General features: G+C 42.8%; 21 protein-coding genes, 5 tRNA genes and 1 pseudogene. 19 read left to right on the top strand and 8 right to left on the bottom strand.

Annotated elements, in window-relative coordinates:
• The first annotated feature begins 15 nt into the window (after positions 1 to 15).
• The 3 genes and pseudogenes from tatA to tatC all read left to right on the top strand — a co-directional run bounded on the left by tatA (position 16) and on the right by tatC (position 1,480).
• Positions 16 to 249, top strand: a complete 234-nt coding sequence (tatA, locus tag FIV01_RS14190) for a Sec-independent protein translocase subunit TatA (RefSeq protein ID WP_152431552.1) — start codon at positions 16 to 18, stop codon at positions 247 to 249.
• Positions 250 to 252: 3 nt separating this feature from the next.
• Positions 253 to 547 (top strand): annotated as a pseudogene (gene tatB, locus FIV01_RS14185) (Sec-independent protein translocase protein TatB); the annotation flags it as partial.
• 195 nt (positions 548 to 742) lie between these two features.
• Entirely contained in the window at positions 743 to 1,480 is a 738-nt protein-coding gene (tatC, locus tag FIV01_RS14180; RefSeq protein ID WP_152431550.1) for a twin-arginine translocase subunit TatC, read from the top strand.
• A gap of 636 nt (positions 1,481 to 2,116) precedes the next feature.
• On the opposite strand, the gene FIV01_RS14175 is transcribed toward tatC, so the two are convergent.
• Entirely contained in the window at positions 2,117 to 2,878 is a 762-nt protein-coding gene (locus FIV01_RS14175; RefSeq protein ID WP_152431549.1) for a TatD family hydrolase, read from the bottom strand.
• A 148-nt stretch (positions 2,879 to 3,026) separates the two neighbouring features.
• Between FIV01_RS14175 and hemB the strand changes: the two genes are divergently transcribed.
• From hemB to spfP, 4 genes are all read left to right on the top strand, one after another.
• Positions 3,027 to 4,070, top strand: a complete 1,044-nt coding sequence (gene hemB / locus FIV01_RS14170; RefSeq protein ID WP_152431548.1) for a porphobilinogen synthase — start codon at positions 3,027 to 3,029, stop codon at positions 4,068 to 4,070.
• 67 nt (positions 4,071 to 4,137) lie between these two features.
• On the top strand, positions 4,138 to 4,581 hold the full coding sequence (locus FIV01_RS14165) for a GNAT family N-acetyltransferase (protein WP_152431547.1): 444 nt from the start codon (positions 4,138 to 4,140) through the stop codon (positions 4,579 to 4,581).
• 629 nt (positions 4,582 to 5,210) lie between these two features.
• On the top strand, positions 5,211 to 8,003 hold the full coding sequence (gene polA, locus FIV01_RS14155) for a DNA polymerase I (RefSeq protein ID WP_152431546.1): 2,793 nt from the start codon (positions 5,211 to 5,213) through the stop codon (positions 8,001 to 8,003).
• 191 nt (positions 8,004 to 8,194) lie between these two features.
• Positions 8,195 to 8,242 (top strand): small protein SpfP, encoded by a 48-nt coding sequence (gene spfP, locus FIV01_RS20980; RefSeq protein ID WP_439144645.1) that lies wholly within the window; start codon positions 8,195 to 8,197, stop codon positions 8,240 to 8,242.
• A 342-nt stretch (positions 8,243 to 8,584) separates the two neighbouring features.
• Here the strand turns inward: spfP and yihA are convergent, their stop codons facing one another.
• Positions 8,585 to 9,253 (bottom strand): ribosome biogenesis GTP-binding protein YihA/YsxC, encoded by a 669-nt coding sequence (yihA, locus tag FIV01_RS14150; protein WP_152431545.1) that lies wholly within the window; start codon positions 9,251 to 9,253, stop codon positions 8,585 to 8,587.
• A gap of 148 nt (positions 9,254 to 9,401) precedes the next feature.
• On the opposite strand from yihA, the gene FIV01_RS14145 reads away from it, so the two are divergent.
• The 5 genes from FIV01_RS14145 (at position 9,402) to hemN (ending at position 14,072) form a co-directional block, all read left to right on the top strand.
• On the top strand, positions 9,402 to 10,019 hold the full coding sequence (locus FIV01_RS14145; protein ID WP_114787692.1) for a c-type cytochrome: 618 nt from the start codon (positions 9,402 to 9,404) through the stop codon (positions 10,017 to 10,019).
• 795 nt (positions 10,020 to 10,814) lie between these two features.
• The gene (locus FIV01_RS14140) at positions 10,815 to 11,453 is read left to right on the top strand and encodes a class I SAM-dependent methyltransferase (RefSeq protein WP_152431544.1); all 639 of its coding nucleotides are present in this window, start codon (positions 10,815 to 10,817) and stop codon (positions 11,451 to 11,453) included.
• On the top strand, positions 11,453 to 12,019 hold the full coding sequence (yihI, locus tag FIV01_RS14135; RefSeq protein ID WP_152431543.1) for a Der GTPase-activating protein YihI: 567 nt from the start codon (positions 11,453 to 11,455) through the stop codon (positions 12,017 to 12,019). Before FIV01_RS14140 ends, yihI begins: the two co-directional genes overlap by 1 nt.
• Before the next feature lie 8 nt (positions 12,020 to 12,027).
• Positions 12,028 to 12,516: a DUF2489 domain-containing protein gene (locus tag FIV01_RS14130; RefSeq protein ID WP_152431542.1), complete on the top strand. Its 489-nt coding sequence runs from the start codon at positions 12,028 to 12,030 to the stop codon at positions 12,514 to 12,516.
• A gap of 167 nt (positions 12,517 to 12,683) precedes the next feature.
• The gene (gene hemN / locus FIV01_RS14125) at positions 12,684 to 14,072 is read left to right on the top strand and encodes an oxygen-independent coproporphyrinogen III oxidase (protein WP_152431541.1); all 1,389 of its coding nucleotides are present in this window, start codon (positions 12,684 to 12,686) and stop codon (positions 14,070 to 14,072) included.
• Positions 14,073 to 14,104: 32 nt separating this feature from the next.
• Here the strand turns inward: hemN and ilvY are convergent, their stop codons facing one another.
• Entirely contained in the window at positions 14,105 to 14,995 is an 891-nt protein-coding gene (ilvY, locus tag FIV01_RS14120; protein ID WP_152431540.1) for an HTH-type transcriptional activator IlvY, read from the bottom strand.
• Positions 14,996 to 15,137: 142 nt separating this feature from the next.
• Between ilvY and ilvC the strand changes: the two genes are divergently transcribed.
• On the top strand, positions 15,138 to 16,622 hold the full coding sequence (ilvC, locus tag FIV01_RS14115) for a ketol-acid reductoisomerase (RefSeq protein WP_152431539.1): 1,485 nt from the start codon (positions 15,138 to 15,140) through the stop codon (positions 16,620 to 16,622).
• A gap of 151 nt (positions 16,623 to 16,773) precedes the next feature.
• Here the strand turns inward: ilvC and ubiK are convergent, their stop codons facing one another.
• From ubiK to FIV01_RS14095, 4 genes are all read right to left on the bottom strand, one after another.
• A complete protein-coding gene (ubiK, locus tag FIV01_RS14110; protein ID WP_152431538.1) occupies positions 16,774 to 17,025 on the bottom strand; it encodes a ubiquinone biosynthesis accessory factor UbiK in 252 nt (83 codons plus the stop codon).
• A 132-nt stretch (positions 17,026 to 17,157) separates the two neighbouring features.
• Positions 17,158 to 20,280 (bottom strand): multidrug efflux RND transporter permease subunit, encoded by a 3,123-nt coding sequence (locus FIV01_RS14105; protein WP_152431537.1) that lies wholly within the window; start codon positions 20,278 to 20,280, stop codon positions 17,158 to 17,160.
• Between the two features lie 12 nt (positions 20,281 to 20,292).
• Positions 20,293 to 21,399 (bottom strand): efflux RND transporter periplasmic adaptor subunit, encoded by a 1,107-nt coding sequence (locus tag FIV01_RS14100; RefSeq protein ID WP_152431536.1) that lies wholly within the window; start codon positions 21,397 to 21,399, stop codon positions 20,293 to 20,295.
• A gap of 18 nt (positions 21,400 to 21,417) precedes the next feature.
• The gene (locus FIV01_RS14095) at positions 21,418 to 21,984 is read right to left on the bottom strand and encodes a TetR/AcrR family transcriptional regulator (protein WP_152431535.1); all 567 of its coding nucleotides are present in this window, start codon (positions 21,982 to 21,984) and stop codon (positions 21,418 to 21,420) included.
• A gap of 222 nt (positions 21,985 to 22,206) precedes the next feature.
• Here FIV01_RS14095 and rep point away from each other — a divergent pair, with 222 nt between their 5' ends.
• Positions 22,207 to 24,225, top strand: coding sequence for a DNA helicase Rep (gene rep / locus FIV01_RS14090; RefSeq protein WP_152431534.1), 2,019 nt, complete (start codon positions 22,207 to 22,209; stop codon positions 24,223 to 24,225).
• A 53-nt stretch (positions 24,226 to 24,278) separates the two neighbouring features.
• Here the strand turns inward: rep and FIV01_RS14085 are convergent, their stop codons facing one another.
• Positions 24,279 to 24,692 (bottom strand): c-type cytochrome, encoded by a 414-nt coding sequence (locus FIV01_RS14085; RefSeq protein WP_152431533.1) that lies wholly within the window; start codon positions 24,690 to 24,692, stop codon positions 24,279 to 24,281.
• A 297-nt stretch (positions 24,693 to 24,989) separates the two neighbouring features.
• On the opposite strand from FIV01_RS14085, the gene FIV01_RS14080 reads away from it, so the two are divergent.
• From FIV01_RS14080 to FIV01_RS14060, 5 genes are all read left to right on the top strand, one after another.
• Positions 24,990 to 25,066: transfer RNA gene (locus tag FIV01_RS14080), tRNA-Arg, on the top strand.
• Between the two features lie 34 nt (positions 25,067 to 25,100).
• Positions 25,101 to 25,176: transfer RNA gene (locus FIV01_RS14075), tRNA-His, on the top strand.
• Between the two features lie 4 nt (positions 25,177 to 25,180).
• Positions 25,181 to 25,257: transfer RNA gene (locus FIV01_RS14070), tRNA-Pro, on the top strand.
• Between the two features lie 48 nt (positions 25,258 to 25,305).
• A tRNA-His gene (locus tag FIV01_RS14065) sits at positions 25,306 to 25,381 on the top strand.
• 63 nt (positions 25,382 to 25,444) lie between these two features.
• Positions 25,445 to 25,521: transfer RNA gene (locus FIV01_RS14060), tRNA-Pro, on the top strand.
• The last annotated feature ends 341 nt before the right edge of the window (positions 25,522 to 25,862 follow it).

The raw sequence follows: 25,862 nt of genomic DNA, 5'->3' as shown, positions 1-25,862 counted from the left end.
CCCGAGGTACAGAAAATGGGTGGTATTAGTATTTGGCAACTTCTGATTATTGCAGTTATTGTTGTGCTTTTATTTGGCACTAAGAAACTGCGCGGCATGGGAGGTGACTTGGGCAGTGCGGTGAAAGGCTTTAAGAAAGCCATGAGTGAAGACGATACGGCAAAAAAAGACGCAGATTTTGAGCCCAAACATCTCGATCAGCAGAAAGATACTGCTGCTGAGAGCAAAAAAGATAAAGAGCAGGTATAACTCGTGTTTGATATCGGTTTTTGGGAGCTGATATTGATTTCAGTTGTTGGACTTGTGGTCCTAGGCCCTGAGCGATTACCTCACGCGATTCGTAGTGTCTCTCGTTTTGTCGGTGCTGCCAAAACCATGGCCAATAACGTCAAAGATGAGATCTCTCATGAGCTAAAAGTTCAGGAGCTACAAGATAACTTACGCAAGGCTGAGCAGATGGGCATGGAAGATTTATCCCCGGAGCTCAAGTCCTCTGTTGAGCAGCTCAAACAGGCTGCGCATGATGTTCAGCGGCCTTATACTAAAGGGCAGGGGTACAGCGAAGGTGAGCGTGAAGATCAAGTTGTAACAGTTCAAAGTCCTGATGATCTAAAGCCTTCATCAGAAAGCGATGTGGTTGGTGATACTTCACCCTTGGCAGATAATAAAAAAGCCAAATAATCTACCTTTTATTAGGTATGGTCACAGCTATGTCTTATCATATTTTCCAGTAGGGGTTTTCATGCCATCTGTTGAGCAAACGCAGCCTTTAATTAGCCATCTTTTGGAGCTGCGTAGCCGTTTGCTTCGTGCACTCATTGCTGTTTTAATTGTGTTTCTTGGCCTGATTTATTTTGCCAATAACATTTATGAGTTTGTCTCTGCACCCCTTGTAGAGCGTTTGCCTCAAGGTGCGACAATGATTGCAACCGACGTCGCATCACCTTTCTTTACGCCATTAAAGTTAACTCTTATTGCCTCTATTTTTATCGCAGTGCCTTTCATCTTATATCAGGTATGGGCTTTTGTTGCCCCTGGGTTGTATAAGCATGAACGTCGGCTCATCATGCCTCTTCTGTTTTCAAGTTCATTACTTTTCTATTGTGGCGTTGCTTTTGCGTATTTTGTGGTGTTTCCTCTGGTGTTTGGCTTTTTTACGGCAATTTCATTGGGTGGGGTAGAATTTGCGACGGATATTTCCAGCTATTTAGATTTTGTTCTTGCTTTGTTTCTTGCCTTTGGCATTGCTTTTGAGGTGCCTGTAGCGATTATTTTGCTATGTTGGACTGGGGCAACCAACCCTAAAAGCTTAAGTGAAAAGCGGCCTTATATTATCGTTGGAGCTTTTGTGGTCGGTATGATGCTAACTCCGCCTGATATTATTTCTCAGACCCTACTAGCTGTGCCTATGTGCCTACTTTTCGAAGTCGGATTATTTTTTGCGAGGTTCTACGCTAACTCATCAGCGAGGCAAAATTGACAAAACGTGTGGTACTTGTCATCGCGATGGGAAAAATTTACTTGAATTTCATTATATGTCCACACTTTGAACAAATGTAGACCTCTTTTATACCAATTAATTTGTGCCAAAGCTTACGACGTCTCCTGTGCAAGCTGTTGATGTGTTTGCACATATCACCCTCCTTTTATTGTTTGCTTTGTATATTAAACTAGTATCATTTTTTTTAAAAGGGTAAGTTGGGCTTAATGTCACTAGAATCTGATTTTATCAAATACGAGATATTTCTCTGAAAAGCTTTATATGCGAGGGCTTTCTGCGCCTTATTTTATAAATAAGACGCGCTGATTTGGATTTTGATATAAAAAAGGATTACAAACTGTAAGCTACTCAAAAAGAGATACTTAAGACAATTCCGCCTACCTTATTTTAACAAGGTATCTGCAATGTGAGCATTTATAAACCTCCTTTACGCCGAGTAGCTTTTGCCAAAATGTTCGATGCCTTCGGCGTAAGCAACCACTGTGATGATGCATATTGTAATAACTATTAATTATTTTTCTTGTCAATAGTAAATCAGTAGTGATTAAATTAAAGTATGAAAATTCTTCTCGTATTATGGCGTTATTTTTTATGTTAGAGTGAATTTGAATTATTTTACAACAAAAACAATGATTTAGAGTTTTGGGTTGTTAAGGCTGTAATTTCTTCATATGTAACATCTCGTAAGTCAGCGATCTTTTTGGCTACTAATGAAATGAAGGCCGGCTCATTGCGTTGACCTCTATGGGGGACAGGGGCTAGGTATGGGCAATCGGTTTCAAGCAGAACATAGCTCAGATCGAGCTCGGGGATGACTTTGTCCATACCGCCGTTTTTGAATGTACTTACTCCGCCGAGTCCGAGGTGAAAGCCGAGTCCATTGATCGCCTTCGCCTGTTCTATATCACCGCCAAAGCAATGGAAGACGCCGGAAAGTGAGCCATCTTGAACTTGTTCGAGTAGCTCTAGCGTTTCTTTGATGGAGTCTCGGGTGTGGATTACTGCAGGAAGCTTCATCTCTTTGGCCCAATTCAATTGGGTCACAAATGCTTTTTCTTGCTCATTTTTATAGGTTTTGTCCCAGTAGAGATCGATACCTATTTCTCCAACGGCAATAAAGGAATGGTTTTCAAACCAGTTATGGATTATTTTTAACGTGTTTTCATAGTCTCCATCCACATAGCAAGGATGGAGTCCCATCATGGACCGACATATACCTGGATAGTTTGCTTCTGTTTGCAGCATTGGCTGGATAGATTCAAGATCTATATTGGGTAGCAAGATTTTCTCTATCCCCTGAGCAAGCGCTCTTTCCACAACCTGATCGCGGTCGTCGTCAAATTCGCTGGCATAAATGTGCGCGTGAGTATCGATCATAGGTAATCTCTATAAAGCTTGATGGCAAAGAGTATACGGCAGTGTGAGCATTTGGTCATTTTTTGTATTTTTATCACTTGTTGCTAGCGTCGGCCCTCAGGAGTGATATTATGCAAATCAATCACTTTCACCACATAAGGAGAATAGAGTGTCCGTTTCCATTCAAGGCCAGTTTCCTGGTCGTCGTATGCGTCGTATGCGTAAACATGACTTTAGTCGCCGCCTTATGGCAGAGAGCCAGATTACAGTCAGTGATCTGATTTACCCAATGTTTATCTTGATGGGTAAAGATCGTCGCGAGACCGTGGAGTCAATGCCTGGAGTAGAGCGATTATCTATAGATCTAATGTTGGAAGAGGCGCAATACCTTGCGCGATTAGGTGTTCCAGCAATCGCTCTGTTCCCAGTGGTGAATCAAGATGCTAAAAGCTTATGTGCTGCCGAAGCCTATAATCCAGAGGGACTGATACAAAGAGCGGTACGTTCTTTGAAAGAACACGTACCAGAAATAGGTGTGATTACCGATGTTGCTTTGGACCCTTTCACGACCCATGGCCAAGATGGCATTATTGACGAAGAAGGTTATGTTCAAAATGATGAGACAACAGAAGTCTTAGTCAAACAAGCTTTGTCCCATGCTCAAGCAGGTGCTGATGTTATTGCCCCATCAGATATGATGGATGGCCGTATAGGAGCCATTCGTGAAGCTTTGGAAGAAGCCGGACATATCAACACCCAAATCATGGCTTATTCAGCTAAGTATGCGTCCCATTACTACGGACCATTTCGTGATGCGGTTGGCTCAGCGAGTAATCTTAAAGGTGGTAATAAAAATAACTACCAAATGGATCCGGCGAATAGCGATGAAGCTGTTCATGAGGTAGCCATGGATATCAATGAAGGTGCTGATATGGTGATGGTTAAACCAGGAATGCCTTATCTTGATGTTGTACGGCGTGTAAAATCTGAACTTGGTATTCCTACATTTGCCTATCAGGTATCAGGTGAATATGCCATGCACAAGGCAGCGTTCTTAAATGGTTGGCTAAAAGAACGTGAAACGGTCATGGAGTCACTGCTGTGCTTTAAACGAGCGGGTGCTGATGGAATCCTGACTTACTTCGCCAAAGATGTCGCTGAATGGCTGGCAAGAGATAATGCTGAATCGGCCAAGTTTTTACAATCATCTTAATAGAATTAATGGTCACTACAAAGCTGGCTGACGTTTGTTAGCCAGCTTTTGTTTTTTGGAGGCATAAATGGGAATTGAATATCGCATCGGAACACTCGAAGAATGTGTTGAGGTGATACAAAGTATTGATGAATTTGAGCACAAGGAATCGAGTGAGAGTTTAGCCTCTCGTTTGAGGGATAAGAAGTATCTCATTCAAGTTGCCGAAGAAAACCATCAATTACTTGGCTTTAAGATTGGCTATGAATTGGATAGAGATACTTTTTATAGTTGGTTAGGAGGAGTAATTCCATTCGCCCGAAAAAAAGGTGTGGCGCAAAAACTTCTGGAACACCAAGAAGCTTGGGTGCGACAGAACAAGTACTCACAGCTCAGGGTTAAATCTCGTAATCAATTCCCCAAGATGCTGAACCTATTGATAAAAAATAACTATCTAGTTGAAAATTTTGAAAAAAAATCACCTTTAACTAAATCTAGGCTCCATTTTATTAAGCAAATATTAGCGTGTTAAAAAATAAATGAGATTTTTTCTCATTTAGACCTTGACGTTTTAAATGAGAATAATTATTATTTATCTCGTCTTAGGGAATAAGAGAGGTTCAGCGAAATCTAGCCTTTTAAGGATATGAATTCTATCGAACTTACGCTCATTCAATTTGACACGACATTGCTCACATTGCTTCCAGTGTAATTTATAGCTTTATGATAAAGCGTATTGTTCAACTAGGTATGCTTTAACTAATTTTTGCTAGGCGACATCCAATCGATGTCGCTTTTTTTATGTTTGGCGTTTGATAATTATCGGTTTGCGCAAAATACCACTATGGTAAATCACCTATTGATCTGAGTGAAAGGATACCGATAGTCTTTTCCACAACTCAGGATCTTTTTTCGATCGAGACTTAACATATAGATCTTGCATTTTTTCTTTTTAGATCAGTTAAATATAATCATTAATGTCATTTTTGTTATTGTTTGATGTTGAAATGTATAAATACTATAAACAGACTTATCCACAGGTGGCTTGTTGCAGCGCGCGAGTTTGTTAACAGATCCAAGGGATATGTGATCAGTTAACATGGATCCACTGAGGCAGTCATGGCATTCTTAGCAGGTATTTTTTTCTTGGATGCTTAAACTATGGCTCGTATTCCTGATAACCCGCTGATCTTAATTGACGGCTCTTCTTACCTCTATCGTGCATTTCATGCCTACCCAGACACTATGACTAATGGCGAGATACCTACCAATGCTGTCTATGGTGTAGTGAATATGCTGCGCAGTATGATGCGCCAGTTTGCTTCAGAACGCATTGCCGTAGTATTTGATGCCAAAGGAAAGACTTTCCGTGATGACATGTATCCTGAGTATAAGGCCAACCGTCCACCTATGCCTGACGAACTAAGGTGCCAAATTGAACCTCTTTATGACGTTATTAGGGCTATGGGCTTGCCTTTAATCTGTGTACCAGGCGTCGAGGCTGATGATGTGATTGGTACGCTTGCTTCAAAAGCTTCTCAAGCAGGAATGCCAGTTTTGATCAGTACAGGTGACAAAGATATGGCTCAGCTAGTTGATGAGAATGTCACGTTAATCAACACCATGACTAATGTTGTGTTGGATCGCGAAGGGGTCATTGAAAAGTTTGGTATCCCACCAGAGTTAATTATTGATTATTTGGCACTTATGGGTGATAAGGTGGACAATATTCCTGGAGTCCCAGGCGTCGGTGATAAAACTGCTACTGCGCTGCTGAAAGGCATTGGAGGGTTGACTAAGCTCTATGATAATCTTGAGCAGATCGCGGATCTTGGCTTTCGAGGTTCTAAAACCATGGCTAAGAAGTTGGTTGATAACAAAGACAATGCGTTTTTATCTTATGAACTAGCGACGATAAAATTAGATGTAGAGCTTGAAAACTCATACGATGCTTTACTTAAATCCCAGCCAAATACAGGTGAACTGACCAAGCTATATGGCCAGTTGGTGTTTAAATCTTGGTTAAATGAAATTTTGGACGGTAGCAATGGCGCTGTCGTTGTAGATGAAAAATCGGATTCTTCTTCGGCTGGAAATGTTCGTGCTGCGAGTGATGTGGAGAACTCAGCGGTTACGATTGATCGCAGTGGCTATCAAACCATACTGGATCAGGATACTTTTTATACCTGGCTTGCCAAACTTGAAGCCTCCGATGTTTTTTCCTTTGACACAGAGACAGACAGCCTAGATTACATGGCTGCCAATCTAGTTGGTGTCTCATTTGCGATTGAAGAGGGGCTTGCAGCTTATGTTCCTCTGGCTCATGACTATCTTGATGCCCCAGAGCAACTGGATCGCAGTTGGGTGCTTGATAAACTTAAACCAATTTTAGAGGACGACTCTCAATCTAAGGTTGGTCAAAACCTTAAATATGATGCCAGTGTACTAGCGCGATACAGCATTGAAATGAAGGGGATAAAGCATGATACTATGCTTGCTTCCTACGTGTTCAACAGTGTCGGCGGCAAACATGATATGGATAGTTTGGCGTTACGCTTTCTACAGCACAATTGCATTTCTTTTGAGCAGATTGCGGGTAAGGGAAAGAAACAGCTTACTTTTAATCAGATTGAATTAGAGCAAGCGTCTCCATACGCCGCTGAGGATGCGGATGTAACACTCCGCTTGCATAACCGCTTGACTGAAAGCATCAATCAAGATGACAAGCTTAGGGGGATTTATGAGGAGATTGAAGTGCCTCTTGTTCCTGTGTTGTCCCGGATGGAAAGAACAGGTGTATTGATTGACTCCGTCAAACTCGCCGAACAATCTAAAGAAATTACTGTGCGCCTTGATGAATTGGAGCAAGAGGCGTTTGAAGTCGCCGAGCAAGAGTTCAATATGAACTCGCCAAAGCAGTTGCAAGCTATCTTATTTGAAAAAATGGGTTTACCCATTATCAAGAAGACGCCTTCTGGCACTCCGTCTACCAACGAAGAAGTCTTGCAGGAACTGGCACTCGATTACCCACTGCCTAAGTTGATTTTAGAATATCGAGGTTTGGCCAAACTCAAATCGACTTACACGGATAAACTGCCCAAGATGATCAATTCACAGACGGGCCGTGTTCATACTTCCTACCATCAAGCCGTCACTGCTACAGGTCGATTATCGTCGACAGACCCGAACTTACAAAACATTCCTATTCGCAATGAGCAAGGACGCCGTATCCGTCAGGCATTTATCGCTTCGCCAGGGTATAAGATAATGGCTGTCGACTATTCTCAGATTGAGCTGCGCATTATGGCTCACTTGTCAGGTGATAAAGCGCTATTGGATGCTTTTAAGCAGGGTAAGGATATTCACTCAGCGACAGCCGCAGAAATCATAGGTGTTGATATTGAGCAGGTTTCGGCGGAGCAACGCCGGCGTGCGAAGGCAGTGAATTTTGGTCTGATCTATGGCATGAGTGCTTTTGGACTGGCAAAGCAACTTGGTATTGCGCGTAACGAAGCCCAGCAATATATGGATACCTATTTTGAGCGCTATCCAGGGGTAATGCAGTATATGGAAGATACGCGTAGTAAGGCGGCAGAGAAAGGTTATGTCGAGACACTTCTTGGTCGCAGGCTGTATTTACCCGAAATAAAGTCGCGCAACGGTATCCGCCGTAAAGCAGCAGAGCGAGCAGCGATTAACGCACCTATGCAAGGCACTGCCGCTGATATAATTAAAAAGGCCATGTTATTGGTTGATGAGTGGATTGAGGCGCATGGAGAAGGCCGAGTTAAGCTGCTCATGCAAGTTCATGATGAATTGGTTTTTGAAGTTAAAGAATCAGTTTTGACTGAAATTGAAAGTAAAGTACAAGAGCTGATGGAATCTGCAGCAAGTCTGAACGTTCCTTTGGTGGCGGAAGCAGGCCATGGTGATAATTGGGATCAAGCCCACTGATAAAAATACCATTAATATCATGCAAATAAGTTAAGCTAGCAATTGATGCTGGCTTTTTTATTATTTGAAGTTTTTCATTTGCATTTTTTGTCTATGTAGCTAAATAAAAAAATGCTGAAAATAACTTACAAAAATGGTTTTAATTTATGACCAATTGTTGTACATTACAAGGCGTAGGGTACAGAGGTAAGATGTTCTATCTTTTAGACCTTTTGTTTCACGTTATTGGATTAGGCTGATTCAGCCGCCCCAGCCAGTGTTTGGCTGGGGCGTTTTTTATTGTGCCGAAATAAAATCTTTGACCTACATGCTATCCAGTTATCTACAGTACTTATGGGTGTCATTTATGTAGTAACCCAAACTAAATTTGTAATAAAGCTTCATTTTATATCTTCTAAGAGGTATCGATTGTTATCGATAGGTACTGATCGTCCTCAATACTAAGCCAACGAGTTACTAATAATGTTTGGGTCTTACTAACGCCATTGGACGGATAGAAAAAGGTAGAGGTATTTAGCGAACCTACCATAGAGCAAGGTCGCTGATGTTAGGCCTAAATAAATTCAGATCTATTTTTCTGGTTAGCTACCTTGGTCGAGGGCGGAGTTTTCTTGCTCATCTTGATCTGTTTCTAGTTGCTCTGTCAAAGCAGGTGCAAACCATTGATCAAGTTTATTACGCAGTGCATCCACACCTATGCCTTTCAGTGAAGAAAATGCCGCCACGCTCACATCTCCTCCAAACCCTACCGCCTCATTTTTTATTTTTAGAACCTGAGCTTTGCGCGCACCACTTTTTAGCTTGTCTGCTTTGGTCAAAAGCACCTGCACAGGAATGCCGCTATCTACTGCCCAATAGATCAACTGTTGGTCAAGGTCTTTCATCGGGTGGCGAATATCCATCAATACCACAAGTCCCTTTAAACATTGACGTTTTTGTAGGTATTCTCCCAAAGATTTTTGCCATTTCTTCTTCATTTCAAGCGGGACTTGAGCAAAACCATAACCCGGAAGATCAACAATATGGCAGCCCTCTGTCACTTTAAAAAGGTTGATTAATTGTGTTCGGCCTGGTGTTTTACTGGTTTTCGCTAAACTTTTCTGGTTGGTTAACCGATTTAATGAACTCGATTTACCTGCATTGGAGCGTCCTGCGAACGCAACTTCGATACCTTCATCCTCAGGCAGATGACGAATATCAGGTGCGCTGGTGATGAAATGGGTGTTTTGATAATGAATTTTTACGTTCACTGTTAACTCCATCTCGACTTTGTGTCGTCGATTGATTACTTTTATATGAAAGTGTGTAAAATAACCGTGCTCGGCATAAGGTCGCCTATTGTACCATGAGTGGCAACGCAGAGTGGTACTGGAAGCTTGATAATTATAATGGAATGTCATGAATAAATTAGCGCTAATCTTGAGTCTTTTAGCCAGCTGCTCTGTATGGGCTCAAGGCAGTATCGAAGCTGGAAAAGGAAAATCTCAAACTTGTGTTGCTTGTCATGGTGCTGACGGCAACAGTCAACTCGCAATGTATCCTAAGATTGCAGGTCAACATGCTAAATATATCGAGAAGCAGCTTAGAGAGTTTAAGCTAGGTATGACCAGCAACGGTAAGCAAGGACGTTATGATCCTGTCATGAGTGGAATGGCCATGCCTCTATCTGAGCAGGACATGAAGGACCTTGCGGCCTACTACTCGTCATTACCGATTTCGAATAATACCACTCCAGAAAACGTTGTGCAAAAGGGCAAAGCCTTATACACAGCAGGTGACGCTGAACGCGGTCTTACCGCCTGTATTGCTTGTCACGGCCCTCGTGGGAATGGTACTGAGCTTTCAGGTTTCCCTAAAATTTCTGGTCAGCATGCTGACTACATCAAAGCTCAGTTAGAAAAATTCCGTGACGGTAATCGTGCTAATGATATGAATGGCATGATGCGTGACATCGCTAAGAAACTGACTGATGAAGACATAGACACTTTGTCGAAATATGTTGGTGGCCTGCATTAACACTGATTTATTTGCTCGAGCAATTATGGTTTTGAAAAGCCCAGACACTTGTCTGGGCTTTTTCAGATGAGTGATATCACATTGCTCAATGTATGTGGGTTAGTTATCTGTCTCATAATTCTGTGAGATATTAGCGCTTGTTGCTATCATTTTTTTCTATCGAATAAGTATAAGCATTTGAAATTTAATGTTTTATATCTTTATCTCTATAAGCGGGTGTTTTTTTCTTCATCTAGATTGCGTTAATTTTGTTAGAAGTTAGAGTAATCAAATCAGCTGAGTATTCACCTGTATCACTCAGGAAGTGTAGTAAGCAGGAAGCCTACATGATAGGGATGATCGCTTTGTCTGAGGGTTTAGACAACGAAAAGGATCAGGCTAAGGAAAAGCCCAGAGACAGGAAGTGAAAGGATGATTAAAATTCACTAGGATGGTGAAAAACAACATCTTTAGCAAGGAAAGCGTTAATAACAAATGGACATTTAACGCAAGTTTATCACTGCGTATTATTGCCGCACGGCAAGCTTAGAGAGCGATAGGTATTTCCTATCGCTTTTTTATTTCAACCAGATATATAGTTTCTAAAACTCAAAATGATTTGCCAGTGTAGCTTGGACATATCATACAATCTGGGAGTCTACCAACTCAGCGCTTTATTATAACGAGCACTCTAAACCCCAGAAGCTGCTTTACTCGCGGTGAATATTTTTCACAACTGATGATTATTTGTCCAATAATGCTCCACTCTGGCGTCAGTTTCTGGTATGTTTCGCATCCCTGTTTAAGGATGCCATCATGAATTACTGCCCACTTTGCCATAGTTCCGCACTCTTGGATTATTATCAGGATAAACGTCGTGCTTATCTTCAGTGTCAAGAATGTGAACTAGTCTATGTGGATCCTGAACAAAGATTGGATGCAAAAGCGGAAAAAGCCCACTACGATCTGCATGAGAACGATCCAAATGATGATGGCTACCGTAACTTCTTATCAAGGATCGCCGATTCTATGCTAGAGCGCATAAAGCCTAGCTCAGAAGGCCTAGATTTTGGCTGTGGACCCGGCCCGACGCTATCTTTGATGTTAGAAGAGCAGGGACATAAAATGTCTTTGTACGACCTTTATTATTACCCTAGCTCTGAGGTATTGGCGCGTACTTATGATTTTGTGACTGCCACGGAAGTGATTGAGCATCTCTATCATCCAGATAAGGTGTGGCAGCAATGGTTAAATTTAGTTAAGCCTGGTGGCTGGATTGGCCTGATGACCAAGATGGTTATCGATGTTGAGGCGTTTGCAAAATGGCACTATAAAAATGACCCAACTCATGTGGTCTTTTTTAGCCGCAATACGTTTAAGTATTTGGCTGAGCGGGATAAGCTCAAACTCGAATTTGTTGGAAATGATGTAATTCTACTGAGGAAACCCCAGTAATGAGCCGTAGTAAAAAAGTAAAATCAGGTGGTAATGGCGATCTGATTGTGGTGCGTAACCGGACCCAAGCTGATGTTGAAGGGCGTTTGCGTAAGAAAGATAAAAAGCGCAAAGGATTAAAAACCGGAAATCGTAATTCAGAAGCGAAGAAGCAAGCGCATACATCGTCTGGTCAAGCAAGTGATCCGCGTTTGGGCAGCAAAAAGAAAATTCCATTGGTAGTGGAAACGGTCAAAAAATCGACCAAGGCACAGCGCCGTCTAGATGCAGAGCAAGAATTAGACATGTTGGAAAATGATGCCCAGCTTAATGTTTTGCTTGACCGCCTTGATAATGGTGAAAACCTAGGTGCTGGTCTACAGAAGTATGTTGATGAAAAACTTGCTCGTATCGAAGTACTGATGAAACAGTTGGGCATTTATGTCGAAGATGATTCCGAGGATGAACACTTAACCTCGGGAGATGATGTCTCCTCAGCTAAGAAGAAAATGACTAAGCAATTGTCATCTGATGACGAGTTGTTGTCGCAATTTGAAGATCTCGATTTGAATCAGTTTAAAGGGTAGAGCGTTTGATGAATGTAACCTTATTAGCCATAGTCGGTGGAGTTATTATTCTCGCCTTAGCGTCTTATGCCGGTTACCTTCTGCTCCAACTAAAGAAGCAAAAGGAATTGCAGCAGCATCATACAAAGTTAGCCATTGATAAGCGCAATGCTAATATTTTTGAAAACGTACGTATTTTATGTATGGCTGGTATTCAGGGCCAATGTGATTTATCGGAAATAAGTATTCGTGTGTACAACATTATGGATTATGTTCAGGGAGAAGAACGCTTTGATTTTGACAAAGAGTTTCCGGCAACCTCAGAGCTCTATCATTTGGTAAAAGACATGGCTCGCGGCGATGATAGGCAGCAACTGGCTAAAAAAGAGCGCATGAAGCAAAACCTTGAACGCCACAAGGCAGAGTCACGCCTAGAACAAACTGTTATCGAGGAACTAAAACAGCTACAAGAGAAAGTTCAACCACTCAACAACCAAATTAATATTCAGATGATATAGCAAGGCAGCGTGTTTTTGGGTAAGTGATCGAGTTATCAGTTCTCACTATTACTGCCTTATAAATACTAAGCTTGCCTTTGTTCTTCAAATGTATGTGGCAGAATAAGCGGAGTATTAGCGCGGTTACTCTGACCGCCTGCGTATGATTTCACAAACGGAAGAACACCATGTCTCAGCCAGTCGCTGCAAGCCAACAAATAGTTTGGGATCAAGTCGTACTTGATAAGTATAATTACGCTGGTCCTCGCTATACGTCTTATCCCACAGCGCTAGAGTTTCATGAGGCGTTTACTATTGCTGATTACGACATGGCTTGTGCTGAGTATCCAGAGCGTCCATTATCTCTATACATCCATATTCCGTTTTGTCATAAGCTTTGTTATTACTGTGGGTGTAATAAAGTTATCACACGCCATGCCCATAAAGCCGATCAATATCTGGATGTCCTTGAGCAAGAAATTCTTACGCGGGCGTCACTGCTGCAAGGGCGTAGAGTGACCCAGCTTCATTTAGGCGGTGGAACCCCCACTTTTCTTAGTAAGCAGCAAATTAGCCGCTTGATGAACACCTTAAGGGCTGAGTTTTGTTTCGAAGGCGACGCTGAAATAAGTATTGAGGTGGACCCTAGGGAAATCGAGCTGGATACACTCGATCATCTTTGCCATGAGGGCTTTAACCGCTTAAGTATTGGTGTTCAAGACTTTGACAAGCAAGTTCAAAAGTTGGTGAATCGTGAGCAAGATGAAGATTTTATTTTTGCTTTGGTCGAGCGGGCGAAAGCGCTTGGTTTCCGTTCAACAAACTTAGACCTTATTTATGGTCTGCCCAAACAGACGCGAGAGCGCTTTGCTAACACCTTGACCCAAGTGTTAGACCTGCAACCAGGCCGTTTGTCTATATTTAACTACGCTCATATGCCACAACTGTTTGCCGCTCAGCGTAAAATTAAAGATGAAGACTTGCCCAAAGCTCAAGAAAAGATGGCTATTCTTCAAGATACAATCTCGACCTTAACCAAGGCAGGTTATCAGTATATTGGTATGGACCATTTTGCCAAGCCCGATGATGAGCTGGCTGTTGCTCAGCGTCATGGTGTTTTGCATCGTAACTTCCAAGGTTATACCACACAGGGTGAGTGCGATCTCGTGGGCTTTGGCGTTTCTGCGATTTCCATGGTTGGAAATGCTTATGCTCAGAATCAAAAGGATTTGAAGACCTATTATGAGCAAGTGCTTTCTCAGCGACATGCACTTTGGAAAGGCTTATCTCTTGATAGTGATGACTTACTACGCCGTGAAGTGATTAAACAGCTAATTTGTAACTTCAGACTTGATGTCAGCACAATTGAGTCGGAGTTTGGTATCCGGTTTAGTGAATACTTTAAAGATGATATTAAATTGCTACAAACCTTCATTGACGATGAACTGGTTGAGATGACGGAAAAGGAGCTACTGGTCACTCTTCGTGGACGACTTCTTATTCGCAATATTTGTATGTGTTTTGACAAATACTTGCGCATCAAGGCGCGTCAGCAGCAATTTTCCAGAGTCATATGATTTACCCTATCTAGAGGCTTGGTTGATAAAAGCTAGGAAACAATATAAGTGTTTTGCGCGACTTGCCACAAAGCTTTGACCAGTGGGTTGTCCCACTGGGAACGTTTGCAACATACCCCAAGCTTGAACGGTTTGATTGAAGCGACTTTCAATCTGTGAATCTTTTCTTTGACCGGACTGTTATTGATAACCACGTCAGGGGCAATGCCCACGCCACAACCTAACGCAACCATGCTAACAATGGCTTCATGTCCTGAAACATGAGCGTAGATATTTGGTTTTATTTTCATTGATTTAAACCAAGTGTTGGCCCGTTCCCTTGCTGTACCTGATTCTGGGACAATAAAGGGTATCTGGGTCCAGTCTGGCTTAGCTTCTTGCAAAGCTTGAGTAAAGCTACTGACACCTGCGGGTGCGATAACAGACAATGGAATTTCACTTATTGTTTCAAACTTTAGTTTGGCGGGCAGTTGGTCGGGCTGCGCCGAAATAGCGACGTCAACTTCATCACTGAGTACTTTGTCTATTGCTTGCGCAGGATCCCCCGTTGATAATTTAAACTCAATAAAAGGATGTCGCAGGCGAAACTCAGACAGCAGCTCGGGAAGATGACTATAGCTTGCGGTGACAGAACAAAATAAACGAATCTCGCCTTTGAGTTCCTGCTCCTCATATTGCAATTGAGAGTAAAAGCTTTGCCACTCAGTTATTATTTTCAGCGCGACAGGCATCAATTTCTTTGCAGCAGGGGTAAGTTCGACGCTACGGTTGTCACGCACAAACAGCTCCTGCCCTGTTTCTGACTCTAGCTTTTGTATCTGTCTGCTAAGGGCTGAGGGACTGACATGCATGGCTGAAGCCGTTTTGGCAAAGCTTTTACTATCACACAAGTGAATAAAGAGTTGTAAGTGCTTTATGTTCATAAATAGCTGGTTCCATGTTGCAATTTTTGCAATAACTAGTTGTGAATATATCACTTTAAGCAAGCTTGTGTCTGCTTTAGTATCGAGATATTCGGTGATTAGAGACCGACCAAAGCGGATATATCTTTAAAGGAGGCCCGACATGGCTAACTATTTCAATACACTAAACTTACGAGAGCAGCTAGATCAGCTTGGCCGCTGCCGTTTCATGGATCGCAGTGAGTTTGCAACAGAAGCTGATTACCTAAAAGGTAAGAAAGTGGTCATTGTTGGCTGTGGTGCTCAAGGTCTAAACCAAGGCCTAAATATGCGTGATTCAGGTTTGGATGTGTCTTATGCATTGCGTCAAGCTGCTATCGATGAGCAGCGTCAATCTTTTAAAAATGCTCAAGAAAATGGTTTTGAAGTAGGCAGCTATGAAACGCTTATACCTCAAGCTGATTTAGTAGTTAATCTAACGCCAGATAAGCAGCACACCAATGTGGTAGAAACGGTTATGCCACTAATGAAAGAAGGCGCTGCACTTGGTTACTCGCATGGTTTTAACATTGTTGAAGAGGGTATGCAGATCCGTAAGGACTTAACCGTTGTTATGGTCGCGCCTAAATGTCCAGGTACCGAGGTTCGTGAAGAGTACAAGCGAGGTTTTGGTGTCCCTACCTTGATTGCAGTACACCCAGAAAACGACCCCAAAGGTGAAGGTTGGGATATTGCCAAAGCATGGGCTGCTGGGACTGGTGGCCATCGTGCAGGTTGTCTAGAGTCTTCATTTGTTGCTGAAGTTAAATCTGATCTTGTGGGTGAGCAAACTATCTTGTGTGGTATGTTGCAAGCGGGCTCTATTGTTAGCTATGAGAAGATGGTAGCGGAAGGTATTGACCCAAGCTTTGCAGGTAAATTGATCCAGTACGGTTGGGAAACCATCACTGAAGCGCTTAAGTTTGGCGGCATTACACATATGATGGATCGCCTATCAAACCCAGCAAAAGTTAAAGCATTTGAGCTTTCTGAAGAGCTGAAAGAGCTTATGCGCCCTCTTTATAATAAGCATATGGACGATGTTATTACTGGGCATTTCTCTAGCACCATGATGGCTGACTGGGCCAATGATGATGCAAACTTACTTGGTTGGCGTGCTGAAACTGGTGAGACTGCGTTTGAAAACTACCCAGCTGGTGATGTAGAGATCACTGAGCAAGAGTACTTCGATAAAGGAATCTTGCTAGTTGCTATGGTTCGTGCGGGTGTTGAGCTTGCATTCGAAGCTATGACAGCGTCTGGTATTATTGATGAGTCCGCTTACTATGAGTCACTACACGAGCTGCCACTGATTGCCAATACTGTGGCACGTAAGCGTCTGTACGAAATGAACGTTGTTATCTCAGACACGGCAGAATATGGTAACTACCTGTTTGCTAATGTCGCAACACCTTTGTTGCGCGAGAAGTTCATGCCATCAATTGGCACAGATGTGATTGGTAAAGGTTTGGGCGAGACCTCAAATCAAGTCGATAATGCGACTCTGATTGCTGTGAATGAAACGATCCGCAATCACCCAGTAGAATACATTGGTGAAGAACTGCGCGGTTACATGACGGACATGAAACGTATCGCTGTGGGCGGTTAATTCATCTTATGAAAAGGCGCATAAACTGCGCCTGATATAGACTCCAGACAGACTGGAGCAATAAATACAAGATAATACACAACATCTAATGCAAAAGGCTTGGTCGATTGAGACCAAGCCTTTTTATTGTATATGAAACGCTCTCGTGCGCTTATTTCTCTGCTAGCTTATCTTCTAGCTCGGTCAGCTTTTGTTCCATCGCGGTCAGCTTCTCGCGGGTACGCATAAGAACTTGAGTCTGTACATCAAACTCTTCCCGGCTTACCACATCTAGCTTGTTTAGCTGGCCTTGAATCACCTGGCGAACTTTCTGGTCGACATCGGCACCTAACTCTTTTACAGGAGTAGGCATGGAGTCATGAATTTGTTTCGCGATCTGCTCTAATTTCTTGGGGTCAAACATGTCAAAAGCTCCTTTACGTTTGTTTCTATTTTACGTAATTGGCTAAAGAAAGTCGCTATGAGAGCGTCAGTTATTGGCGTAAAGAATAAAAAAGGCCACCTCAAAGGGCGGCCTCAGTGTTAGATTGTGGCGTTATTTTTTATCAGCCAGTTGGCGATGAGCGGCTTTTGCTTCATTGACTCGAGCCAACTTCTCTAAGTCCTTGTCTTCAACAAAAACCGGAAGCGGTTTATGTTTTTCGGCAAGGTAGCTGTATATTACAGGCAGAACAAATAGGGTAAACACAGTTCCTATCGCAAGCCCTGCAACAATAACAATGCCAATACTAAAGCGCTGGGCTGCTCCTGCTCCTGATGCGTACATCAGAGGGATTAGACCCGCGATCATGGCTGCGGTGGTCATTAGGATTGGGCGCAGACGAACTTTGGCTGCCGCCATCACTGCGTCCATTTTACCTAACTTGTTATGCAGCTGTTCTTCTTTGGCGACCTCACAGATCAAGATACCATGTTTGGTAATCAAGCCCACTAGGGTTATTAGCCCGACCTGAGAATAGATATTCATCGATGCTGCACCCCATGCTAGAGATATCAAAGCGCCACAGATAGCGAGAGGCACGGATACCATAATCACCAGTGGATCTTTTAGCGACTCAAATTGAATTGCTAAGACTAAGAAGATGATCGCTAGTGCCAACCCAAAGGTGGCATAAAGGGCGCTACCTTCAGTAACAAACTGGCGAGATTCACCCATATAATCATGGTTATAACCGCTTGGTAGTTTGTTGTTTGCTATGTCCTCGAACCAATTAATAGCATCACCCATTGCAGTGCCTGGTGCTGAAGCAGCACTTATAGTTGCTGAGTTTAGCTGGTTAAAGTGAGGTAAGGAGCGCGGTTCGGCCACCACATCAATAGTTATTAAGTTACTAAGAGGGAGCGCTTTACCATCTGCGCCTTTAACATAGTAGTTTTTCATTGATTCTGGGTTAAGGCGCCACTTACGTTCTACCTGAGGGATCACTTCATAAGAGCGACCATTGAGATCGATACGGTTAACATAACCATCAGACATCATAGTGCTTAACGTGGTACCAATATCTTGCATGGTCACGCCGTAAGCGCCGGCTTTATCCTTATCAATCTTGATCTTCATCGTGGCTGAATCATAGTTAAGATCCAGCTCAGAATAGACAAACATTGGGTTAGCACTCACTTCAGTAAGGATGTCGGTCGCTACAGTAAATAAACTTTCAAACGCATTTGGTGTTGTGAGTACAAACTGAATGGGTAGTCCAGACCCAGCTCCCGGAAGTTCAGGCATCTGGAATGCGATTACTGCCATTCCTGGAACTTCTTTTACCAGCTCTGTTACTCTATTTACAACTTCGTTTTGTCCAGCTTCACGTTCACTCCAAGGGACCAATGAAGCAATACCAAAGGCTTGATTCAAGCTAGGCACACCAGTAAAGACCTGTGCATAGGCCACTTCTTTTTGATCCGATAGTATAGTATTGACCTCATTCATGGTGTTTTGCATGAAGTCGAGATTTGCATTGGAAGGTGCCGTACCCATCAGCATTACAACGCCTTTGTCTTCCGAGGGAGCGAGCTCACTTGGAATAAACTTAAATAGCAAAGGTAAGCTGGCAAAAACAATCACCGCAAAACCAATGACCACTGGTCGATGGAGCATCACAGCGCTAAGCATTTTCTCATAGCGCAGAGTCATATTGTCGAGCACATGGTGAACTTTTTGCTCAAATTTGCTTGGCTCCTCATTGGCCTTAAGCATTTTAGAACACATCATGGGTGATAAGGTTAATGCTATGATGCCTGATACAAATACCGATCCTGCCAGTGTTAAAGCAAACTCTTTAAACAAGGAACCGGTAATGCCTCCCATAAGCGCTATTGGTGCGTAGACCGCGCCTAGAGTTAAGGTCATAGCAATAACTGGGACCGCTATTTCCCTTGTTCCTATAATGGCTGCTCTGAATGGTGACTCACCAAGTTTTATATGTCTATCGACGTTTTCTAGAACGACGATAGCATCATCAACCACCAAACCTATTGCAAGAACCATGGCTAGTAGCGTCATTAGGTTCCATGAAAAGCCCATGGCTTGCATCACCATAGCAACACCAATCAATGACAATGGAATAGTGACTATAGGAATTAAAACGGCGCGAAATGAGCCTAAAAATAGGGTAATTACCACAAGTACAATTAATGCAGCTTCAGCGATAGTGTGAATAACTTCATTAATCGACTCATTGATAGCAATAGTTGAGTCATACATCACGTTCATTTTGATGTTGCTCGGCAGATCTTTCTCTAACTGAGGAAGCATCTTATGCACATCAGCGGCAATATTGATTGGGTTAGCTGTTGGTGCTGCGTTAATCGCGGCAACCACTGCTTCTTGACCATTGGCGCTGGCGCGATAGGTATCATGGCTTTTTTCAAGTGTTACCTTGGCGATATCCCCCAAGCGAGTGACTTTGCCCTTATCAGAACTCACCACCAAGTTTCTCAGTTCTTCCTCATTAGAAACTTGAGTGTCTGCACTGCCGTTGTAAAGAACAAACTCACCCACCGCTTGGCCTGCGGCTGACTGGTAGTTGTTAGCATCCAAAACCCCCATTACATCATTTGCGGTTAAGCCAAAAGCTGCCATTTTAGCTGGGTCAAGCCATACACGCAGTGCATATTTAAGGCCGCCGTAAAGGTCTATTTTTGAAACACCATTAACGGTAAATAGCTGCGGATTAACCACTCGCTCAAGATAATCAGTGATTTGACTCGATGATAGCTCATCACTGGTAAAGCCAATATACAAAACCGCAGTCGTTGAACCTGTTGACATGGTTACAGTAGGGTCTTCTGCTTCTTTCGGCAGCTGAGAGCGGACCGAGTTGGTTTTAGCCAAAATATCAGACAAAGCCGAGTTTGGGTCGGTATTTAACTTCATATTGACAGTAATGGTAGAAGTACCGAGTTCAGAAGATGAAGTCATGTAGTCGATATTATCAGCTTGAGCTACGGCTTGCTCCAAAGGCTGAGTAATAAAGCCTTGAATCAAATCTGCACTGGCTCCGTAGTAGCTAGTGGTCACCGTGACTACGGTGTTGGTCATTTCAGGGTATTCTCGTACCTGCATTTTGAACACGGCTTGTAAGCCAAGCAGTGCGATCAAAAAGCTGACTGATACCGCTAAAACTGGACGTTTAATAAAAACATCAGTAAAGCGCATGAGGCCTCCAGATTAGAGCATAGGTGTTTCAGCTGGTGGAGTAGTGGCATCGCTTTCTACTACACGCACTTTTGCATCGTTGCTAAGGCGTACTTGACCTGATGTGACCACCATGTCGCCTGGTTTAACGCCTTCTAGAATATGAGCAATGTCTCTTACTCGCTCACCGACTTTAACCACTTGCTGCTTGACGCGTTTTACTCCATCTTGCTCAGAGATGATGTATACATTGTCACCATAGAGAGTAAAAGTGATAGCGGTTTGTGGCAGGGTGACTTGGTTTTCCATGGTTGGCAATATGATGTTAGCCCTAGCAAACATGCCGCTGCGCAGCTTTCCATCATTATTTGGAATGTCTGCTTGCACTTGAATTAAGCCACTTTGCACACTGACAGCAGGTTCAATAGCTGTGATTGAGCCTTGGAATGGAGTGTCTGGGTAAGCATCGACAAAAATATCGACTTGTTGCTCTAAGTTGATGCGTGAAATGTCTGTTTGTGGAACAGTAAAACGCAAGCGCATTACACTAGTATCTTCAAGGCGAACAATATCTGTACCCGTTTGCAGGTATTGCCCTAGATAAACATTACGAATGCCGACTACGCCAGCAAAAGGTGCTTTGATTTCGCGCCTATCAATAGTAGCCTTAAGGCTGTCGATATCCGATCTAAGCGAGAAGTAGTTGGCTTCAGCATCATCAAGGGTTTCTTTTGATACTGAGCCTTTTTTATAAAGCCCTTGGTAACGCTTATATTTGGCTCGTGCGGCTGGTAATTTCGCTTCGGCGCTCTTGAGATCAGCTTTTTCGACCGATGAATCTAGCATTACCAAAGGCTGGCCTTCTTCGACATTGGTGCCTGAGTCAAAAGCAATCTTATCAATCACACCTGCCGATTCATTGGCAACTGTGACGCCTTGGTTGGGCTCGATAAAGCCTATGGCTTCAATAACAGGTACCCAGTCGACCGCTTGAACTTGAGTGGCAGTAACGGGGAATTCTTGTTCTGGACGATTGGCCAGATACTCTTCTATCTTGTATTGTCTAAATAGGTTATAGCCTATCACGCTACCAAAGAGTAGTATTGCGATAAGCAGCATATAAAAAGTCCACTTTTTCATTCTTATTAGAACTCCAAATTAGTGTTTGATAATCGCATCCCAACTAGCTTCAATGGCCGCATCAATGGCTGTTTGATCCAATTGGTAATATCCAAGAGCTTGTTTGCGTGCCAAAGTGACACTGATTTCTAGACTCAGTGCTGCCAACACTGGGTTATCTAGAGGCTTAAACAGCCCTTGCTCTCGACCTTCTGTAAAAAATTTATCCACTTTGCTAAACATTTTGCGCTCAATTTCCTTAGTTTCATGATTGCGCATGCAAGGCAAGGAATCGTACTGCGCTCGATTTTTTAAATTATCGATGTTGGTACGCGAGAGATCGAAAATGTTTAGCCACATAGTTCTAAATCGTTCCTTAAGTGGCATAGCGTTATTAACGCCACGTTGAACAACTTCAGCATTTCGTTGTACTACCGCTAGTCTTACTTGTAGCAATAAATCTTCCTTGTCAGAGAAATAGCGGTATATCGTTCCTGCTGCAACGCCAGCTTCCTTGGCCAACTTATGCATCGAGAAACCCTGAAAACCTGATTCAGCGATCAGGTCTTCGGCGGCATCTATGATTTGCTGTCTTTTATCTACCATAGAACTAGATCCAGACACTTACATATAGTGGGTGAATGAACGTTCATTCATTATAGCTTAAAATACCATCCAATATGCAACAAACTTTCTTATAATTTATGAAAAAACGTTCAATTAACTATTTTGATAAAGATTTAGCTTTCCATAAGGGTTCTCTAATCATAGCAATCTTCTTATTGCACGATTATGATATATCCTTTGATTTACACTCCTGAGATGGCCATGAAACTTAACCCCAACCAAGATGAAGCCGTGAAATACGTGTCTGGCCCATGTTTAGTCCTTGCTGGGGCAGGTTCAGGTAAGACGCGAGTGATCACTAATAAAATTGCTTATCTAGTTAAGCAGTGTGGTTACAAAGCGCGTAATATTGCTGCGGTTACTTTCACCAATAAAGCCGCCCGTGAAATGAAAGAGCGTGTAGCGCAAACGCTGGGCAAAGGTGAATCTAAAGGGTTAATGGTTTCAACCTTTCATACTTTAGGCTTAAACATCATTAAGCGTGAATATAAAGCGCTAGGTCTTAAGCCTGGTTTCTCCTTATTTGATGACCAAGATCAGTTGGCGCTTTTAAAAGAGCTGACGGAAAAGCAGCTTGATGGTGATAAAGATTTATTACGTCAACTGCTCAGTGCCATCTCAAATTGGAAAAATGATATGTTGACGCCAGAGCAGGTACTAAAGCGTGCTCAAGGTGAACAACAGCAACTCTTTGCCGATTGCTTTTCGCTGTATCATAAGCAGATGAAAGCCTATAACGCGCTCGATTTTGATGACCTAATTTTGCTTCCTGTACTACTGATGAAAACCAATCAGGAAGTATGTCAACGATGGCAAAATCGCATTCGTTATCTTTTGGTAGATGAATATCAAGACACGAATACCAGTCAGTATGAACTGGTCAAGTTGATTGTCGGTGAAAGGGGGCGGCTGACAGTGGTTGGCGATGACGATCAATCGATTTATTCATGGCGTGGCGCCAAGCCTCAGAACCTGGTTTTACTGGGCCAAGATTATCCTAAACTCAAGCTTATTAAGCTTGAGCAAAACTACCGCTCCACCAGTCGCATTCTGCGGGCAGCCAATATCTTGATTGCTAACAACCCGCACGTGTATGAAAAGTCCTTGTTCTCTGAAATTCCAGATGGAGAAAAGCTCAAAGTTCTATTAGCCAAAGATGAAGAGCATGAAGCAGAGCGAGTTACAGGCGAGCTTATCGCACATAAGTTCCTAAATCGCACCGAATATAGAGATTATACAATTCTTTATCGGGGTAATCATCAATCACGGCTGATTGAAAAATCGTTAATGCAAAACCGTGTGCCTTATAAGCTCTCTGGAGGTACCTCATTTTTCGCCCGTGCGGAAATAAAAGATATCATGGCTTACCTCAGGGTCTTGGTTAATCCGGATGATGATAATGCCTTTCTGCGCATTGTAAATACGCCGCGACGAGAGATAGGTCCGGTGACCTTAGAGAAGCTGGGCAGTTATGCCAATATGCGTGGTAAAAGCTTATTTGAAGCGAGTTTTGAGATTGGTTTAGAGCAACATTTATCTGGTCGAGGATTAGAAAACTTGCGCCGTTTTACTCACTGGTTGGTTAAGATTGCTGACCAATCTGAGCGCGGTGATAAAGTGGAGGCGGTGCGCTCATTGGTTCGTGATATTAATTACGAAGACTGGTTGTATGAGACATCCACTAGTGCTAAAGCTGCCGAGATGCGAATGAAAAATGTATCAGATTTATACTCATGGATAGTGTCTGACTTAGAAGGTGATAATTACGATCAAGAAGAAAAAAGCTTGAAAGAAGTGGTTCAGCGTCTCACTTTACGCGACATGATGGAGCGTGGTGAGGAAGAGGAAGATACGGATGCGGTGCAATTGATGACATTGCATGCGTCAAAAGGACTTGAGTTTCCATATGTCTATCTAATTGGCTCTGAAGAAGGTATTTTGCCCCACCAAACTAGTATCGATGAAGACAATATAGAGGAAGAGCGCCGCCTAATGTATGTCGGCATTACTCGTGCTCAGCGTGAATTGACTTTCACCATGTGTAAAGAGCGCAGACAGTTTGGGGAGCTAATAAAACCGACCCAAAGCCGATTCCTTGATGAACTTCCTTTTGATGATGTGGAATGGGAAGTAAACAAAAAGCCTCAATCTCAGGAAGAAAGAATGGCAAAAGGCCAAGCGCATATCGCTAACCTCAGAGCAATGTTCAATAACAAGTAGTTCGTCTAACCACTATCTGAAGGCTTAGCTTGAGCTAAGCCTCATTTGCTGAACTATAGGCCTTTAATCATATGTTCAATGGCCGCTACAATCTCATCATCAGAGCAGTCCATACATGTTCCTTTGGCTGGCATAGCATTAAAACCATTGATGGCATGGTTTTTAAGTACATCTTTACCCTGAGCAATACGAGGTGCCCAATCATCGGCATTGCCAGTTTTTGGGGCGCCGCTAACGCCAGATGAATGGCAGGCAGTACAAAAGGTGCCATAGACGCTCGCGCCATCACGTGGGCCTGTGGGCTCAGCTTTGACGGGCTCTGCACCAGCAAGGTAAACATTGCCGACAGGTTTAACGCGTTCTGCTATTGCATCGTAGTCTTGTTGGCTAATTTTTGCTGCAAAAGAGGCGCTGGAAAAAGTAATAGCAGCCACCATAGCGGTTAAGATTTTTCGAGACATATCCATTTAACTCACTTTACATTCCTAACGGTAAGTTCGTGCTCACCTATATTATTAGATTATTAGAGTGTGGTTTGATTTGCAGCGTTTTGCTGAGAAATCAATGTAAATATTAAGTGATTATATCCGGATAACCTGTTGCAATAAACAGCAAGAGGCATGCATCTATATGGTTATATAAGCGGAAATAGGGGTTTATCACACTTTAATTGCCCAAAAAGACATCAAACGAGAAAAAAACTTTAAAAAGTACTAGACGACATAGTGTGATATACGTATTATTCCACTCCGCCGATAGGGCATGCGCCCGTAGCTCAGCTGGATAGAGCGTTGGCCTCCGGAGCCAAAGGTCGAAGGTTCGAATCCTTTCGGGCGCGCCATTGCCGGAGGGGCATTATCGGTAAAAATATAGTGGTGGCTATAGCTCAGTTGGTAGAGCCCCGGATTGTGATTCCGGTTGTCGCGAGTTCAAGTCTCGTTAGCCACCCCATTCTCGGTGAATAGCGCAGCTTGGTAGCGCATCTGGTTTGGGACCAGAGGGTCGGGGGTTCGAATCCCTCTTCACCGACCACTACCTCGTTTATGGCTTAATTTAAGCGGTAGACATAAAAATACTGCGGTGGCTATAGCTCAGTTGGTAGAGCCCCGGATTGTGATTCCGGTTGTCGCGAGTTCAAGTCTCGTTAGCCACCCCATTAATTCCTCAGCATACTTCGCTGAGATGAGAGAAAATACGATATTTTCTCGATAAAAAATTTCGGTGAATAGCGCAGCTTGGTAGCGCATCTGGTTTGGGACCAGAGGGTCGGGGGTTCGAATCCCTCTTCACCGACCACATTGAAAAGCCTGCTAAATAGCAGGCTTTTTTCTTATCTGAATTTCATAGCTGTTAGTCAGCTTGAATGCATATATACCCCCTCTCTGAATACAAACCTCTCCAGCTAATCGATAAACTATTTCTAAATTTTGTGACTTTTAAATTCGTAACCAAGAGTGATATATTGCATATATATTTCTATTATTTGAGTATTATTGGCTTAAAATAGGCGTTTTAATGGTTTAAATGTTGCACTTTTGTGAGTTTTTTGCCAAATTGATGAGCTTATAAATTGTCAGATCATTAAGCTTGGTTGAGTGATAAGCTAAACAGGGTTGGTGGCTGACTTGAATGGATTC

Source organism: Vibrio aquimaris (assembly GCF_009363415.1).
In the GTDB taxonomy this organism is placed as follows: domain Bacteria; phylum Pseudomonadota; class Gammaproteobacteria; order Enterobacterales; family Vibrionaceae; genus Vibrio; species Vibrio aquimaris.
Note: the sequence above shows the minus strand (reverse complement) of the source record. Positions and strands in the feature narration are given on the sequence as shown.

Coding starts and splice junctions, on each gene's coding strand:
- tatA (WP_152431552.1), top strand. CDS start 16: ATGGGTGGTATTAGTATTTGGCAACTTCTGATTATTGCAGTTATTGTT.
- tatC (WP_152431550.1), top strand. CDS start 743: ATGCCATCTGTTGAGCAAACGCAGCCTTTAATTAGCCATCTTTTGGAG.
- FIV01_RS14175 (WP_152431549.1), bottom strand. CDS start 2,878: ATGATCGATACTCACGCGCACATTTATGCCAGCGAATTTGACGACGAC.
- FIV01_RS14165 (WP_152431547.1), top strand. CDS start 4,138: ATGGGAATTGAATATCGCATCGGAACACTCGAAGAATGTGTTGAGGTG.
- polA (WP_152431546.1), top strand. CDS start 5,211: ATGGCTCGTATTCCTGATAACCCGCTGATCTTAATTGACGGCTCTTCT.
- FIV01_RS14145 (WP_114787692.1), top strand. CDS start 9,402: ATGAATAAATTAGCGCTAATCTTGAGTCTTTTAGCCAGCTGCTCTGTA.
- FIV01_RS14140 (WP_152431544.1), top strand. CDS start 10,815: ATGAATTACTGCCCACTTTGCCATAGTTCCGCACTCTTGGATTATTAT.
- yihI (WP_152431543.1), top strand. CDS start 11,453: ATGAGCCGTAGTAAAAAAGTAAAATCAGGTGGTAATGGCGATCTGATT.
- FIV01_RS14130 (WP_152431542.1), top strand. CDS start 12,028: ATGAATGTAACCTTATTAGCCATAGTCGGTGGAGTTATTATTCTCGCC.
- hemN (WP_152431541.1), top strand. CDS start 12,684: ATGTCTCAGCCAGTCGCTGCAAGCCAACAAATAGTTTGGGATCAAGTC.
- ilvY (WP_152431540.1), bottom strand. CDS start 14,995: ATGAACATAAAGCACTTACAACTCTTTATTCACTTGTGTGATAGTAAA.
- ilvC (WP_152431539.1), top strand. CDS start 15,138: ATGGCTAACTATTTCAATACACTAAACTTACGAGAGCAGCTAGATCAG.
- ubiK (WP_152431538.1), bottom strand. CDS start 17,025: ATGTTTGACCCCAAGAAATTAGAGCAGATCGCGAAACAAATTCATGAC.
- FIV01_RS14105 (WP_152431537.1), bottom strand. CDS start 20,280: ATGCGCTTTACTGATGTTTTTATTAAACGTCCAGTTTTAGCGGTATCA.
- FIV01_RS14100 (WP_152431536.1), bottom strand. CDS start 21,399: ATGAAAAAGTGGACTTTTTATATGCTGCTTATCGCAATACTACTCTTT.
- FIV01_RS14095 (WP_152431535.1), bottom strand. CDS start 21,984: ATGGTAGATAAAAGACAGCAAATCATAGATGCCGCCGAAGACCTGATC.
- rep (WP_152431534.1), top strand. CDS start 22,207: ATGAAACTTAACCCCAACCAAGATGAAGCCGTGAAATACGTGTCTGGC.
- FIV01_RS14085 (WP_152431533.1), bottom strand. CDS start 24,692: ATGGATATGTCTCGAAAAATCTTAACCGCTATGGTGGCTGCTATTACT.